Annotated in this window: 13 protein-coding genes; 6 read left to right on the plus strand and 7 right to left on the minus strand. The window is 69.6% G+C overall.

What is annotated here, in order from left to right:
• Nucleotides 1-38: 38 nt before the first annotated feature.
• Together ACODSL_RS01755 and ACODSL_RS01760 are read left to right on the plus strand one after the other, a co-directional pair.
• Nucleotides 39-494: an RcnB family protein gene (locus ACODSL_RS01755; RefSeq protein ID WP_488898905.1), complete on the plus strand. Its 456-nt coding sequence runs from the start codon at nt 39-41 to the stop codon at nt 492-494.
• Between the two features lie 193 nt (nt 495-687).
• On the plus strand, nt 688-1257 hold the full coding sequence (locus ACODSL_RS01760) for an RcnB family protein (protein WP_488898906.1): 570 nt from the start codon (nt 688-690) through the stop codon (nt 1255-1257).
• An 89-nt stretch (nt 1258-1346) separates the two neighbouring features.
• Here ACODSL_RS01760 and putA read toward each other — a convergent pair whose 3' ends face one another.
• On the minus strand, nt 1347-4442 hold the full coding sequence (putA, locus tag ACODSL_RS01765) for a bifunctional proline dehydrogenase/L-glutamate gamma-semialdehyde dehydrogenase PutA (protein WP_488898907.1): 3096 nt from the start codon (nt 4440-4442) through the stop codon (nt 1347-1349).
• A 123-nt stretch (nt 4443-4565) separates the two neighbouring features.
• Here putA and ACODSL_RS01770 point away from each other — a divergent pair, with 123 nt between their 5' ends.
• Nucleotides 4566-5021 (plus strand): Lrp/AsnC ligand binding domain-containing protein, encoded by a 456-nt coding sequence (locus ACODSL_RS01770; protein ID WP_488898908.1) that lies wholly within the window; start codon nt 4566-4568, stop codon nt 5019-5021.
• Between the two features lie 222 nt (nt 5022-5243).
• Here the strand turns inward: ACODSL_RS01770 and ACODSL_RS01775 are convergent, their stop codons facing one another.
• Complete coding sequence (locus tag ACODSL_RS01775) at nt 5244-5918, minus strand: nitroreductase (RefSeq protein WP_488898909.1); 675 nt, start codon at nt 5916-5918, stop codon at nt 5244-5246.
• Nucleotides 5919-6117: 199 nt separating this feature from the next.
• On the opposite strand from ACODSL_RS01775, the gene ACODSL_RS01780 reads away from it, so the two are divergent.
• The 3 genes from ACODSL_RS01780 (at nt 6118) to ACODSL_RS01790 (ending at nt 8399) form a co-directional block, all read left to right on the plus strand.
• Nucleotides 6118-6498 carry a hypothetical protein gene (locus ACODSL_RS01780; protein WP_488898910.1) on the plus strand — a complete coding sequence of 127 codons (381 nt, stop codon included), beginning with the start codon at nt 6118-6120 and terminating at the stop codon, nt 6496-6498.
• An 81-nt stretch (nt 6499-6579) separates the two neighbouring features.
• The gene (locus ACODSL_RS01785) at nt 6580-7893 is read left to right on the plus strand and encodes a PQQ-dependent sugar dehydrogenase (protein ID WP_488898911.1); all 1314 of its coding nucleotides are present in this window, start codon (nt 6580-6582) and stop codon (nt 7891-7893) included.
• A gap of 179 nt (nt 7894-8072) precedes the next feature.
• Nucleotides 8073-8399, plus strand: a complete 327-nt coding sequence (locus ACODSL_RS01790) for a GIY-YIG nuclease family protein (RefSeq protein ID WP_488898912.1) — start codon at nt 8073-8075, stop codon at nt 8397-8399.
• A 209-nt stretch (nt 8400-8608) separates the two neighbouring features.
• Here the strand turns inward: ACODSL_RS01790 and ACODSL_RS01795 are convergent, their stop codons facing one another.
• From ACODSL_RS01795 to ACODSL_RS01815, 5 genes are all read right to left on the minus strand, one after another.
• On the minus strand, nt 8609-9781 hold the full coding sequence (locus tag ACODSL_RS01795) for an acetyl-CoA C-acetyltransferase (RefSeq protein WP_488898913.1): 1173 nt from the start codon (nt 9779-9781) through the stop codon (nt 8609-8611).
• Nucleotides 9782-9996: 215 nt separating this feature from the next.
• Nucleotides 9997-10512 carry a flavin reductase family protein gene (locus ACODSL_RS01800; RefSeq protein WP_488898914.1) on the minus strand — a complete coding sequence of 172 codons (516 nt, stop codon included), beginning with the start codon at nt 10510-10512 and terminating at the stop codon, nt 9997-9999.
• A gap of 102 nt (nt 10513-10614) precedes the next feature.
• Nucleotides 10615-11532 (minus strand): hypothetical protein, encoded by a 918-nt coding sequence (locus ACODSL_RS01805; RefSeq protein WP_488898915.1) that lies wholly within the window; start codon nt 11530-11532, stop codon nt 10615-10617.
• Entirely contained in the window at nt 11529-12452 is a 924-nt protein-coding gene (locus ACODSL_RS01810) for a glycosyltransferase family 2 protein (RefSeq protein WP_488898916.1), read from the minus strand. The genes ACODSL_RS01805 and ACODSL_RS01810 overlap by 4 nt, the downstream gene beginning before the upstream one ends.
• A gap of 6 nt (nt 12453-12458) precedes the next feature.
• On the minus strand, nt 12459-13598 hold the full coding sequence (locus tag ACODSL_RS01815) for a GNAT family N-acetyltransferase (RefSeq protein ID WP_488898917.1): 1140 nt from the start codon (nt 13596-13598) through the stop codon (nt 12459-12461).
• Nucleotides 13599-13638 lie beyond the last annotated feature (40 nt).

Here is a 13638-nt window from a genome sequence, read left to right on the forward strand (position 1 = left end):
TTCACCCCGAGGTTCGCCGCGGGCCGGAATCGCCACCCATGAAGAAGTTCATCTCCGCCGTCCTCGCCGTGACGGTGCTCGCCACGGCCGGCATCGCCGGCGCGCAGCCCTACCAACGCCAGGGCCAGGACCCGCAGCGTTCGAACGGCCAGCAGGGTCAGGACCGCCGTCACGAGACGCCGCGCGGCCAGCCCGGTCGACCGCAGGCCCAGCCTGCCCGTCCGGTTCCGGTCCAGGCTCGCGAGCGCCGCGCGGAACGTCGTTACAACGCGCCGCGCTACCAGGGTCCCCGGGGCTATCAGGCGCGTCACTGGCGTCACGGCCAGCGCCTGCCGTCGCAATACCGGTCGAGCCGCTACGTCGTGAACTACCGCACCTATCACCTGGCCCCGCCGCCGCGCGGCTACCACTACGTCCGCGTCGGCAACGACGTGGTGCTGGTGGCCATCGCCGGCGGTCTGATCTCGCTGGTGCTGATGGACCTGTTCAACTAGCCGACGGTCAGACAACGAACCGCGCTCCCGGGGCCCGCTCCGGGAGCGTTTTCGTGTCCGGGCGACGGTCGCCGCAGATGAACGGGAGATGACCAGCGCTGTTCAGACTGGGCTCAAGCGGGGCCGCCCATAACGCATCTCAACAACGGCCGCCGCCGGATCCTCCAAAGGCCCGCCGTCAAGGAGACCCGCCATGAAGAAGATCCTCTCAGCCGCGATCGCCCTGTCGGTCCTGGCTTCGGCCGGCGCCGCCAGCGCCCAGTCCTACGGCGGCTCGCGCCAGGGCGGCGACTACCAGCGTCAGGGCGGCTCCTATCAGGGCCAGCCGCAGGGCGGCTATCAAGGCCAGGGTGGTTACCAGGGCCAGGGTGGTTACCAAGGCCAGGGTGGTTATCAGGGTCAGGGCGGCTATCAGGGCCAGGGCGGCTACTCCGACGGCGGCTACTACGACGACCGCAATGGCGACCGGAACGGCTACGACCGTCGTGACGAGCGTCGCGACACCCGCTGGGAACGCCGGGCCGACCGTCGCTACGACGGCGGCCGCTATCACCAGCCCAACGGCTACCAGCAGCGCCAGTGGCGCCGGGGCGATCGCCTGCCGTCGCAGTACCGCGGCCGGGCCTACGCCGTGGACTACCGCCACTACCGTCTGCCCCCGCCCCCGCGCGGCTACGAATACAACCGGGTCGACAACGACGTCGTCCTGACCGCCATCGCCACGGGCGTCATCGCCTCGGTGCTGTTCGGCATGTTCCAGTAGGTCTCTCCCCCCCCGGAGCCCCACTGTGACGACGCCCCCGGAGAGCGATCTCCGGGGGTGTTTTCGTGTCGGGGACATGGACCCGCTGGTCAGTCTTCCAGACTCAGAAGCGTCGCGTTGCCGCCGGCCGACGTCGTGTCGGTCGAGACCGTGCGCTCGACAGCGAAGCGGGCGAGGTAGTGCGGACCGCCGGCCTTGGGGCCGGTGCCGCTGAGGCCCTCGCCGCCGAAGGGCTGGACGCCGACCACGGCGCCGATCATCGAGCGATTCACATAGAGGTTGCCGACTTTCGCCCCCGCGCGGACGCGGTCGGCCGTCTCGCCGATGCGGCTGTGCAGCCCCATGGTCAGGCCGTAGCCGCTGGCGTTGATGCGGGCCAGCAGGTCGTCGAGGCCGCCGGCCTTCCAGGTCACCACATGCAGCACCGGGCCGAACACCTCGCGGGTCAGGTCCTCGACGCGGTCGAGCCTGATCACCGTCGGCGGCACGAAGGTCCCCGCTTCGAGGCCGGCGGGCAGCGACAACTGGTGGATGACCTTCGCCCGGTTGGCCGCGATCCAGGCCTGCAGGCCGTCGCGCGCCGGCGCGTCGATGACCGGGCCGATGTCGGTGTCCGGGCGGGCCGGATCGCCGAGCGTCAGCAGGTCCATCGCCCCCTTCAGCATCTCCAGAACCTTGTCGGCCACGTCCTCCTGGACGCAGAGCAGGCGCAGGGCCGAACAGCGCTGGCCGGCGCTCTGGAAGGCCGAAACGATCACATCGGCGACCACCTGCTCGGGCAGGGCCGTGGAGTCGACGATCATCGCGTTGAGGCCGCCGGTCTCGGCGATCAGCGGCACCAGCGGGCGGCGCTCATCCTCCAGCAGGGTGCGGGCGATGCGCCGCGCGGTCGCCGTCGAGCCGGTGAAACAGACGCCCATGACGCGCGGATCGGCGGTCAGGGCCTGGCCGACGTCGGGACCGCCGGGCACGAGGGCGATGACATCAGCCGGCACGCCGGCTTCCAGCAGAAGCTGCACGGCCGCGTGAGCGATCAGCGGCGTCTGCGGCGCGGGCTTGGCGACCACGGCGTTGCCGGCGACCAGCGCGGCGGTGACCTGTCCGAGGAAGATGGCCAGCGGGAAGTTCCACGGGCTGACGCAGGCGAACACGCCCCGGCCGGTCAGCGTCAGTTCGTTCTTCTCGCCCGTCGGCCCCGGCAGGGTGATCGGCAGAAAGGTCTCGCGGGCGCGGGCGGCGTAGTAGCAGCAGAAGTCGACGGCTTCCCGCACCTCGCCAAGGGCGTCGGGAATACTCTTGCCGGCCTCGCGCACGCAGAGCGCCATCAGGCGCACGTGGTCGCGTTCCATCAGTTCGGCCATGCGGTCGAGGCAGGCGGCGCGGTCGGCGACAGGCGTGGCGGCCCATTGCCCTTGCGCGGCATAGGCGCGGATGATGGCCCGGCCGACGTCGGCGACGCTCGCCTCGACCACCGTCCCGACGACGCGGCCGTGGTCGGCGGGATCGGTCACCGGCTTGCCCGCGCCCGCGAGGGCCTTGCCGCCGATCAGCGGGGCGGCGGTCTGGGACACCGCCCAGGTCTTGCCCATCTCCGCGACGAGCCCGTCCAGCACGGCGCGGTCGGTCAGGTCGAGGCCGGCGCTGTTGCGGCGTTCGGGGGCGTAGAGGTCCATGGGGTTGGCGATCCGGCTGTGGGGTTGCAGGCCGGCGGCCTGAACGATGGAAACGGGGTCGGCGAGGAGCTCCTCGTCGGAAATGCTCTCGTCGGCGATCTGGTGCACGAAGCTGGTGTTGGCTCCGTTCTCCAGCAGACGGCGGACGAGGTAGGCCAGCAGGTCGCGGTAGCCGCCGACCGGCGCATAGACCCGGGCGGCCACGCCCTCGTCCCGCATCAGCCGCTCATAGAGACCGCCGCCCATGCCGTGCAGGCGCTGGAACTCGAAATCCTTGCGCGGACCCGCCCAGTTAAGGATGGTCGCCACGGTCAGGGCGTTGTGAGTGGCGAAGGCGGGGTAGATCCCCGGAGCGTCCAGCATCGCCCGGGCGCAAGCCAGATAGCTGACGTCGGTCGCCGCCTTGCGCGTGAACACCGGGTAGTCCGGCATACCTCGCTCCTGGCCGCGCTTGATCTCGCTGTCCCAGTAGGCGCCCTTGACCAGCCGCACGGTCAGCCGCCGGCCGGTCTCGCGGCCGAGCGCGTCGGCCCAGGCGATGACCGCCGGCGCGCGGCGCTGGTAGGCCTGCACCGCCATGCCGAGGCCATCCCAGCCGGCCAGCGACGGCGCGCGGGCGACGGCCTCGATGATGTCGAGGCTCATCTCCAGCCGCTCGGCCTCCTCGGCGTCGATGGTCAGGCCGATGCCGGCCTCCAGCGCCGCCTCGGCCAGCGCGATCGTGCGGGCGACCAGCTCGGGCACGCAGGACGCGTCCTGCGCCGTCTCGTAGCGCGGGTGGATGGCCGACAGCTTGACCGAGACGCTGTCACGGGCGTGCATCTCGCCCTCGAAGCCGCAGGCCGCGCCGACCGCCGCGATGGCGTCGAAATAGGCGGCCAGGTAGCGGTCCGCGTCGTCCATCGTGCGGGCCGCCTCGCCCAGCATGTCGAAGCTGTGCCGGAAGGCCGCCGCCCCGCCCCGGTCGGCGCGCTTGAGCGCTTCCTGGATCGTCCGGCCGAGCACGAAGGCCTCGCCCATCATCTGCATGGCGGCGGCCACGGCCTTGAGGATCGCCGGCTCGCCCAGGCGCCCGACCAGCCGCGTCAGGGCGCCGGCCTCATCGTCCATCAGACCGCGGGCGAGGATCAGACCGAGCGTCGCGGAATTGACCAGCACCGAGCCGGACTGGCCGGCGTGGGCGGCCCAGTCGGCCCGGCCCAGCTTGTCGCGCACCAGGTCGGCGGCGGTCAGCACGTCGGGCACGCGCAGATAGGCCTCGGCCAGCGACAGCAGGGCCACGCCCTCGTCGGTGGTCAGACTGTATTCCTGCAGGAACCGCTCGACCCAGCCGTCGGACCCGGCCTTGCGCAGGTCGGCCAGCATGACCCTGGCCCGCGTCTCGACAGACGTCCGTTCGGCCGCCGACAGCGACGCGGCGGGGACCAGGGCGACCAGCCGTTCGGGCTCCGGCGCGCGGTAGAGGGGCGCGATGGCGGCGCGGGCGGCCGTTAGGGTCGGACGGTCGGACATGGCGATACCGGTTGACGAAGGATGTTCTGTCATACCCCGGAACGCGTCGAAGGTGCTTGGCTTGTTCGCGCCACGTCCGTAGACTTTCGACGATATCGAGCCATTCGCCGAAGGATCGCCGACATGCTGGACGAGCTAGACCGCAAGATCCTGCGAGTCCTGCAGACCGACGGCCGGATCACCAACCAGGACCTGGCCGCCCGTGTCGGCCTGTCGCCGGCGGCCTGCCACGACCGCTTCCGCCGGCTGCGCGAGCGCGGCTTCATCACCGGCTTCGTCGCCCTGCTCGACCCGCAGAAGATGGACCGCGCCCTGATGATCTTCGTCGAGATCCAGCTCGACCGCACCACCGGCGAAACCTTCGACCAGTTCGCCGCGACGGTGCGGCGCACGCCGGAGATATTGGAGTGCCACATGGTGGCTGGAGGGTTCGACTATCTGATCAAGGCGCGCGTCGAGGACATGGCGGCGTACCGGGCGTTCCTGGGCGAGACGCTGGTGAATTTGCCGGGGGTGCGCGAGACGCGGACCTATGCGGTGCTGGAGGAGGTGAAGAATACGGTGGCGTTGCCGGTTTGAGGGCCGGGGAAGCAGCGCGCGGATCCCCCCCCTCTCCGCTCATCCCGGCGACCCGAAGGGCGGCGCGAAGCGCCAACGCCGGGGCCCAGGCGTTTTCGGGCTCGGCTCACGGTTCAGGCATGGCCCGCGCGCTTGTTGGACGGGTGTGTTGTGGTTCAAAAAATCCTGGGTCCCGGCCTTCGCCGGGATGAGCGGGGGTTGTTGTGACCGGCTTGAGCGCGATCAAAACCCCCGCAACACCGCCACCTCGTCCAGCGGGGCGCGTTCGGCCCTCAACGTGTTGACCGGGTCGTCCGGATCGGCGTGGCCGACCGCGACGGCGCAGAACAGGATCAGGTCCTCGGGCATGTCGAGATACGCGCGTGTCGTGCGGTGCCAGAGGGACCAGGACTCGAGGGCGGCGGTCTGCAGGCCGAGCGCCGTGGCGGCCAGCAGGACCGACTGGATGTACATGCCCAGGTCCGACCACTGGGCCTGGCCCATGGTCCGGTCGATGCCGAAGAACAGGCCGACCGGGGCGCCGAACAGCTCGAAGTTGCGGCGGAACTGCTGCATGCGGCCGGCGGCGTCGTCGCGGGTGATGTTCATCGCCCCGTAGAGCTGCTCGCCGTTGCGGAACTGGCGGGTGAGGTAGGGCTCCTTCAGGCTGGGCGGATAGATCAGGTACTCGTAGTCGCCGTCGATCATCTGGCCGCCGTCGACCTTCGCCAGCACCGTCGCGCGCAGGCCGTCCAGCGCCTCGCCCGACAGCGCCCAGACCCGCCACGGCTGGAGGTTGCCGCCCGAGGGCGCGCGGCCGGCGGCTGTCAGGATCGTCTCGACCGCCTGCCGGGATACGGGTGTCGGCAGATAGGCGCGGCTGGTGCGGCGTTCGGCGAGGGCTTCAAGGACGTCCATGGCGCGCTCCGGTCTGGCGCGCAGGGTGCGGGCGTACGCGGGCGGGCGCGTTGACGGAGGTCAAACCCCTCCCCGCTCCGCTCATCCTCGCGAAAGAGAGGATGAGCGGAGTATTCAGAGTGGGTCGGCACTTCTCCCATTTCCGTGTTAGCGTTCACAGGTCAGTCCCTCTCGGGGCGACCATACGGGGGCGGGCATCATGACCAGAGGGAAGATCGGGCTGGGCGCCGTTTGCGCCGCCGTGGTCCTGCTGGCCGGGTCGGCGGCCTCGGCCTGGCCGGGGTCGGCGCTGACCGTCGAGCTCGAGAAGGACAGCTGCGCCGGGCCGGTGGCCGCCGTGGCCGCCGGCGCCGGCGGCGTGGTGGTGTTCCACCATCTGGACGCCGGTCGCTATGTCATCACCCTGCCCGCCGAAGCCGGCGGCATGCGTCTGTCGGTGGCCGATGGCGGACGCTGGGTCGCGGGACGTTTGTCCGGCGTGTCGAACGGCCGCCGCTACGCGCTCGGCGACGACGGCCAGCGCATCGTGGTGGCCGTGCGCGGCGACGGCGAGATCCACATCCAGCTCGACGGCCTGTAGGCGGCGAGCCAACGCCGCGCATTGCCCCCGGGGGCCCGCGCGCCATATCCTCACCGCAAAACCGGCTGGGGAAACGCCATCATGAACCGCACCGCCAAGCTCGCCGCCCTGTCGGCCGCGCTGCTCGCCCTCGCCGCCTGCGGCAAGGCCAGCGAGATGCCCTCGTCGGCCACCTACGGGCCCGACGTGAAACTGACGGCGCCGGATCCGAACGGGCCGATCCCCATGCTCAATCCGGCCAAGGCCGTGGGCTGGCCGGCGGGCGGCGGGCCGACCGCGCCGACCGGGTTCACGGTGACCCGCTTCGCCGACGGGCTGGCGCACCCGCGCTGGCTGTACCTGCTGCCGAACGGCGACGTGCTGGTGGTCGAGAGCAACTCCCCGGCCCGCAAGAAGACCAGCCTGACAGACTGGGTGGCCGCCGCGGTGTTCAAACGCGCCGGGGCCGACGCGCCGAGCGCCAACCAGATCACCCTGCTGCGCGACGCCGACGGCAACGGCGTTCCCGAGGCGCGGACGGTTTTCCTCAAGGGGTTGAACTCGCCGCTCGGCGTCGCCCTGGTCGGGCAGACCCTCTATGTCGCCAACACCGACAGCGTGATGGCCTTCCCCTACACGGCGGGTGCGACGACGATCACCGCGCCGGGGGTCAAGGTGGTCGACCTGCCGGCCGGGACGCCGAACCAGCACTGGGTTCGCAACCTGCTGGCCAGCCCCGACGGGACGAAGCTGTACATCTCGGTCGGCTCGCATTCGAACCTCGCCGAGGGCGGCATCGAGAAGGAGGTCAACCGGGCCGGAATTCTCGAGCTCGATCTGGCCAGCAAGACGCTGCGGGTGTTCGCCACCGGCCTGCGCAATCCGGTCGGGATGGCCTGGGAGCCGACGGGCGGGGCGCTGTGGACCGCCGTCAACGAGCGCGACATGCTCGGCAACGACCTGGTGCCCGACTACATGACCAGCGTGCAGGACGGCGGCCACTACGGCTGGCCGTGGAGCTACTACGGCCAGAATGTCGACGTGCGCATGCAGCCACAGCGGCCGGATATGGTGGCGAAGGCGATCCGCCCTGACTTTGCGCTCGGCGCGCACACGGCCTCGCTGGGGCTGGCCTTCTATGCGGCGGGCCCCTTCCCTGCGGTCTATCAGGGCGGCGCCTTCGTCGGTCAGCACGGCTCGTGGAACCGCAAGCCGGCCAGCGGCTACAAGGTGGTGTTCGTGCCGTTCAGCGGCGGCAAGCCCGCCGGCGCCGCGCAGGACTTCCTGACCGGCTTCCTCGACAGCAAGGGCCAGGCGTTGGGCCGGCCGGTCGGCGTGGCTGTGGACCGTACCGGCGCTCTGCTGGTGGCGGATGATGTGGGGAATGTGGTGTGGCGGGTGAGCGCTGCGAAGTAGCCGCCACCCGCGGCTACGAAAGCTTCGTCATCCTGGGCCTTGTGCCCAGGACCCCTCGCGAAGCCGCACGAGCGGCCTTCCAGACGGAACGGTTCGAGACACGTCCAGAGGGGTCCTCGCCACAAGGGCGAGGATGACGAGGGTTGAAATTGGCGAGAGTTATTGTCTAATTTCAATCTATGGTTACACGCGACAGCTTCATCGCCGTCTACATGATGTCCGACCGCTTCCACGGGACGATCTACATCGGCGTGACCAGTCGGTTCCTCAGCCGCATCGTTCAGCATCGCGAAGGCGTCTATCCCGGCTTCACCCGCAAGTACGGGCTCAGGCGCCTCGTCTGGTACGAGCCGCGCGAACGCATGATCGGCGCCATTCAACGAGAGAAATCGCTCAAGCGCTGGCCGCGCGAGTGGAAAATCAACCTGATCGAACGGGACAATCCGCACTGGGATGACCTGTATCCGGCCATCGCGGAATGGGTTCCCGGGCCAAGGCTGGTTTGAGGCACATCACCATCGCCGTCATCCTGGGCCTTGTGCCCAGGACCCCTCGCGAAGCCGCACGAGCAGTCTTCCAGATGGAATGGTTCGAGACACGTCCAGAGGGATCCTCGCCACAAGGGCGAGGATGACGGGGGGGTGTAGCTGCATAGAGAAAGGGCCGCCCACCTGTCCGGTGAGCGGCCCCTTCTGTTTCGGTCAGAGCGTCTGAACTAGAGCGCTTCGACGATCGTTACGTTGGCCAGGCCGCCGCCTTCGCACATGGTCTGCAGGCCATAGCGCTTGCCGGTGCGGCGCAGGTTGTGGATCAGGGTGGCCATCAGCTTGGCGCCGGAGCCGCCGAGCGGGTGGCCGAGCGCGATGGCGCCGCCCGAGATGTTCAGCTTGTCCGGATCGGCGTCGTTGCCCTGCAGCCAGGCCAGCGGCACGGGCGCGAAGGCTTCGTTGACTTCGTACAGGTCGATGTCGCTGATCTTCATGCCGGCCTTCTTGAGGGCCTTCTGGGTCGCGAACACCGGCTCTTCGAGCATCACGACGGGATCGCCGGCGGTAACGGTCATGTGGTGCACGCGGGCCAGCGGCTCGACGCCGAGGCGCTTGAGACCGGCTTCGTTGACGACCAGCAGGCCCGAGGCGCCGTCGCAGATCTGGCTGGAGCTGGCGGCCGTGACCGTGCCGCCCTCGACCAGCAGCTTCACGCCCTTGATGCCTTCAAGGCTGGCGTCGAAGCGGATCCCCTCGTCGATGACGTGGGTTTCCTTGGTGCCGTCGGCCAGGGTGATCTCGACGCCGACGATTTCCTTGTCGAAGTGACCGGCCTTGGTCGCGGCGATGGCGCGCTGATGGCTCTGGAAGGCGAAGGCGTCCAGGTCGTCCTTGGTGAAGCCGTACTTCTTCGAGATCATCTCGGCGCCGGCGAACTGGCTGAACTGGATGTTCGGATAGCGCTCCTGCATGTTCGGGCTCATGTAATTGCCCATGCCGGCCTTCATCGCGAGGACCGAGGGGCTGCCCATCGGCACGCGGCTCATGCTCTCGACGCCGGCGGCGATGACGCAGTCCATGGCGCCCGACATCACGGCCTGGGCCGCGAAGTGCAGCGACTGCTGCGAGGAGCCGCACTGACGGTCGACCGAGGTGGCCGGCACGCTTTCCGGGAAGCCGCTGGCCAGCACCGCGTTGCGCGCGATGTTGACGGCCTGTTCGCCGCCCTGGCCGACGCAGCCCATGATGACGTCCTCGACCGTGGCCGGGTCGGCGCCGGTGCGCGCGACCAGGGCCTTGAGGACTTCACCGGCGAGGTCGGCGGGGTGAACCCCGCTCAGACGGCCACCCTTGCGGCCGCCCGCGGTGCGGCCGGCGGCGACGATATAGGCTTCACCCATGGGGTATCTCCCTGATCAGGTTATCGTTTACGTGAGCGTCACTTAAGCCCTCGAAGGGCCGACGCCAAGTATGACCCAGCGTCAGGGGTGGGCGCACCGAAAGTTGCTCCCCATCGGGGGAGCTGTCGGCGAAGCCGACTGAGGGGGTCCGCTCAGATCTCGGGTGACCCCCTCCGTCTCGCCTGCGGCGATCCACCTCCCCCGATGGGGGAGGATCAATCCGTGTGCACCTTGCGGTACCCGCCGCGCAGATAGACCAGCGGCTCGTGGTCGGCGTCATGATGCACCTTGAGGATGCGGCCGATGATGATCTGGTGGTCGCCGGCATCGACCATGGCATGGGTGCGGCACTCGAAGTTGGCCATGCAGCCGGGCAGGACGGGCGCGCCAGTGTGCCAGGTTTCCGGCGTGACGCCCTCGAACCGGTCGGCGCCGCGACGGGCGAACTGGGCGGCCAGGGCCTGCTGGTCGACGTGCAGCACATTGACCACGAAGACGCCGCTGGCCGTCAGGGCCGGCAGGCAGCTGGCTTCGGCCCCGACGCAGATCAGCGCCAGCGGCGGATCGAGCGAGACCGACGCGAAACTGTTGGCGGTGAAGCCCACCGGCGTCTCGCCATCGATCGTGGTGACGACGGTCACGCCCGTGGTGAAACAGCCGAAGGCGTCCCGCAGGGCGCGGGCGTCGGCGGCGGCTTCGCCGGTCAGGTCGATGGTTCGGGGGCCTGTCATCCCGATCATTTGGAGCGATCAGGCCGATCGGGCAAGAGTGCTGAAGGGGTAAAGGGGACACACGCCAATCGTCTCCGCACGAATGGTGTGTGTCCCCCTCCTCTAGGCCGCGCGCTGCGCGCGGCCCGGAACTCCGGATTCAAGATCAAACGTCACGGGCAGGACCCGCTCGTGGGCTTTTTGCAGCTTCAGCGCCTTGGCGGCCCGTGCCGCCGCGACCTTGGCCAGACCGACGGGCGAGAAGCCCGGCTGGACCCGCGGGTCAGCGCCAAGCCGCCGGCGCAGCAGGCCGTTGGCGTAGATAACGTTGGCCCGCATCAGCGCCGAAGGGGTCATGAACTCCATCGACAGAGAGACATTCAGCATTGGCCCGTTCTCGATACGATGTGGTGCGTTCTGCGGCCAGGTCAACATCCGGCCAGGCGTCAATTCGACGCGGGCGGCGCCGGCATCCCAGTCAGGGTCGAACGCGAACTGTTCAGCCGTCTCGCGCAGAACGATAGCCTCGAGTGCCTCCGCCCCGACGAAAGGCTCCGCCACCGGATAGGCCCAGACATTCTTCACACCGCGGATCTGCCACAGCGACACCATCGGCACGTCCAGATGATAGAAGACCTGGGCATTGGGCGAACTGATGAGCACGCCGAGATCACGCTTCATCGTGTGCAGACCCGGAACCTGGGCCTCCTTCTCGGCGAACACCTCGTCGGCCAGCGCGGCGTAGTCCGGCAGGTAGTCGTTGGTCGCCCGCAGGTTCAGCCAGATGCGGCCTTCGCGGGCCATTTCAAGCAGCACCCTGCCGGGCAGGCCGCCGGCCGTGCCACGCCGCCAGGTCCGCCATTCGCGCGGATCCTCGCCCATCGTGAACACGCCCAGCTTCTCGCGAGGGTAGCGATCCAGCAGATCGGCCAGGCCGGCGTCATCAAACATCGGCCGGGTGTGCAGATCGTGCTCGTAGGTCTGCACCTCCTTGCCGAAGGCGTAGACCTTGTCCGGGGTCCAGTCGCGAATGATGGTCATGCGCTGCGTCCGTAGAAGTTGATCTTGAAGGGGCCGAACCAGAAGGTCTTGCCGAGGCCGCGCGCGGCGCGGTCGAGCGCCTGGGCCCGGTCGGGGGTGTGAGCGGCCCATTTGACGGCGGCGATCAGGCCGTAGACGGCCGCCTGGCCGAGGCCGATGAGCATCCACCGGGCGACGCCGATCCAGTCCGGCGGGCTGGCGGCCGCGCAGTGGGCGGTCGGCCCCTGGCCATAGGCGAAGGCGCGCGCCAGCGTGTAGCGCAGGGTCAGGCGATCGGGGACCGGGTCTTCCCAGACCACCGCGTCAGGCGCCCAGACAAAGCGGGCGCCGGCGGCCTGCATGTGGCCGAACAGCATGTCGTCCTCACCCCCGATGCGGTTGCGCAGCAGGCTGAAGGGCTGCACGGGGTCGGGAAGCGCGGCCCGGCGGAGCAGGCTGTTGCCACACCCGAAGTAGCCCGGCATCGGACCGGCCATCGCCGGTCCCTCACGGGAAAAGAAGCGTTCGAGATAGTCGCGATGGGCGGTGACCGAATCCGGCGCGCGAGCCTGGACAGGGCCGAAGACGACATCAGCCTCATAGCGGGTCATGGCGTCCAGCAGGGCCGCGAGCCAGCCGGCCGGGGCTTCCTCGTCGTCGTCGAGGAAGGCGATCAGCCCCCCCTCGGCCGCCTTCACCGCGCCGTTGCGCACGTTGGCGACGCCTGCTTCGGGCACATGGAGGTAGCGCACCGGGAACGGAGCGGTCCGGGCCGCCGACTCGACGGCCAGCCGGGCGCTGGGCTGCTGGTCATTGTCGGCGACAATCAGTTCGACGGTCGAGAGGTCTACGCCCGTCTGGGCGAGCACCGAGCGCAGGGCGAGCGCGAGGCCCGCGGGCCGGCGTTGGGTCGGGATGACGATGGAGACCGTCGCGCCCATGAGCTCTTATTCGCCCTCCATCGCCAGGCGGCGGCGCGGCTGGGCCGCGACGGCGTCAACGAAACCCTTCACCCGGCCGGCGGTCGAGAGCTCGGTCACCGCGATGGCGTCCAGCCGTCGGCGCAGACTGGCGACGAGGCCGTCCCGCCGGGCGCCGGCCATGGTCCACACGCGTTCACGCCCGCCCGCCAGCATCCCGGCGGGGGACGAGGCGGCGACGGTGCCTTCGCCAACCGTCTGGCTCGGCGCGGCGTAGTGTCTCTTGTAGTGGTCGTGGCTCGGGCCGAGGTCGTAGACCGACAGGCCCAGCCCCGGCATGGCGGCGATCGCCTTCATCAGGAAGGTCTGGCCGGGCGAGTACTCGCCCAGGTCCGGGTTCGTCGAGGCGACCCACGGGTGATACCAGCCGTTGCGGGTGACGCCGAAATGGCCCGCCACCAGGGTGTCGCCGGCCCACATCGTCAGGTTCAGGCCGCGCAGGTTTCCCTGGCCGACGGCGAGGTTGGCCAGCAGCTGGCGGGTCCAGTCGGGACGGAGGAAGTCGGCGACACCCGTGCGGATCAGCTGCTCCCGCTTCCAGTCCATGATCTGCTGGTAGACGGCGGGATCATCGCTGGCCTCCATGCGCACCGGACCGACTTCGCGTTCCAGCTTGCTGTCGAGCCGGCGCCAGTTCTTGAACCGTTTCGGCGACGCGGCGCGGAGTCGTTCGAGGTAGGCGTCGGGCGCTTCGTCGAGCGCGATGGCGTAGCCGGACGTCTCACCCTGTTCGGTGTCGGCGAAGACCCCGTGCGGATCGATGAGCCCGGTGAAGCGCCAGGCGCCGAGACCGGCGAGCGCCAGGGCGCGCGGCCCGCTCAGGCCAGCGACGGGCCCGGCGATCAGGGCGTGATAATCGGACAACGGGGCGCCCAGCGGCCGACCCATGCCGCCCGGACGACGGTGATGCGGCAGGAAACCCACGGCCTGGTCGTCGTCGCGATAGACCGTCACGCGAGCATCGTCGCGCACCGCGCCGACGGCCAGCGCGAAGTCGGGGCTCAACAGCGGATTGCCGAACGCGGGCTCGGCGGCGACCAGGGTGTCCCAGACGGCGATGTCGTCGGCAGACAGGTCGGAAGGATGGACGGTCCTGGCGTTCAGCATCGGGTCGCGGCTCGCTTGTAGGGACGGAATGTGTCCCGGA

The sequence above is a fragment of the Caulobacter sp. FG121 genome, assembly GCF_057809815.1.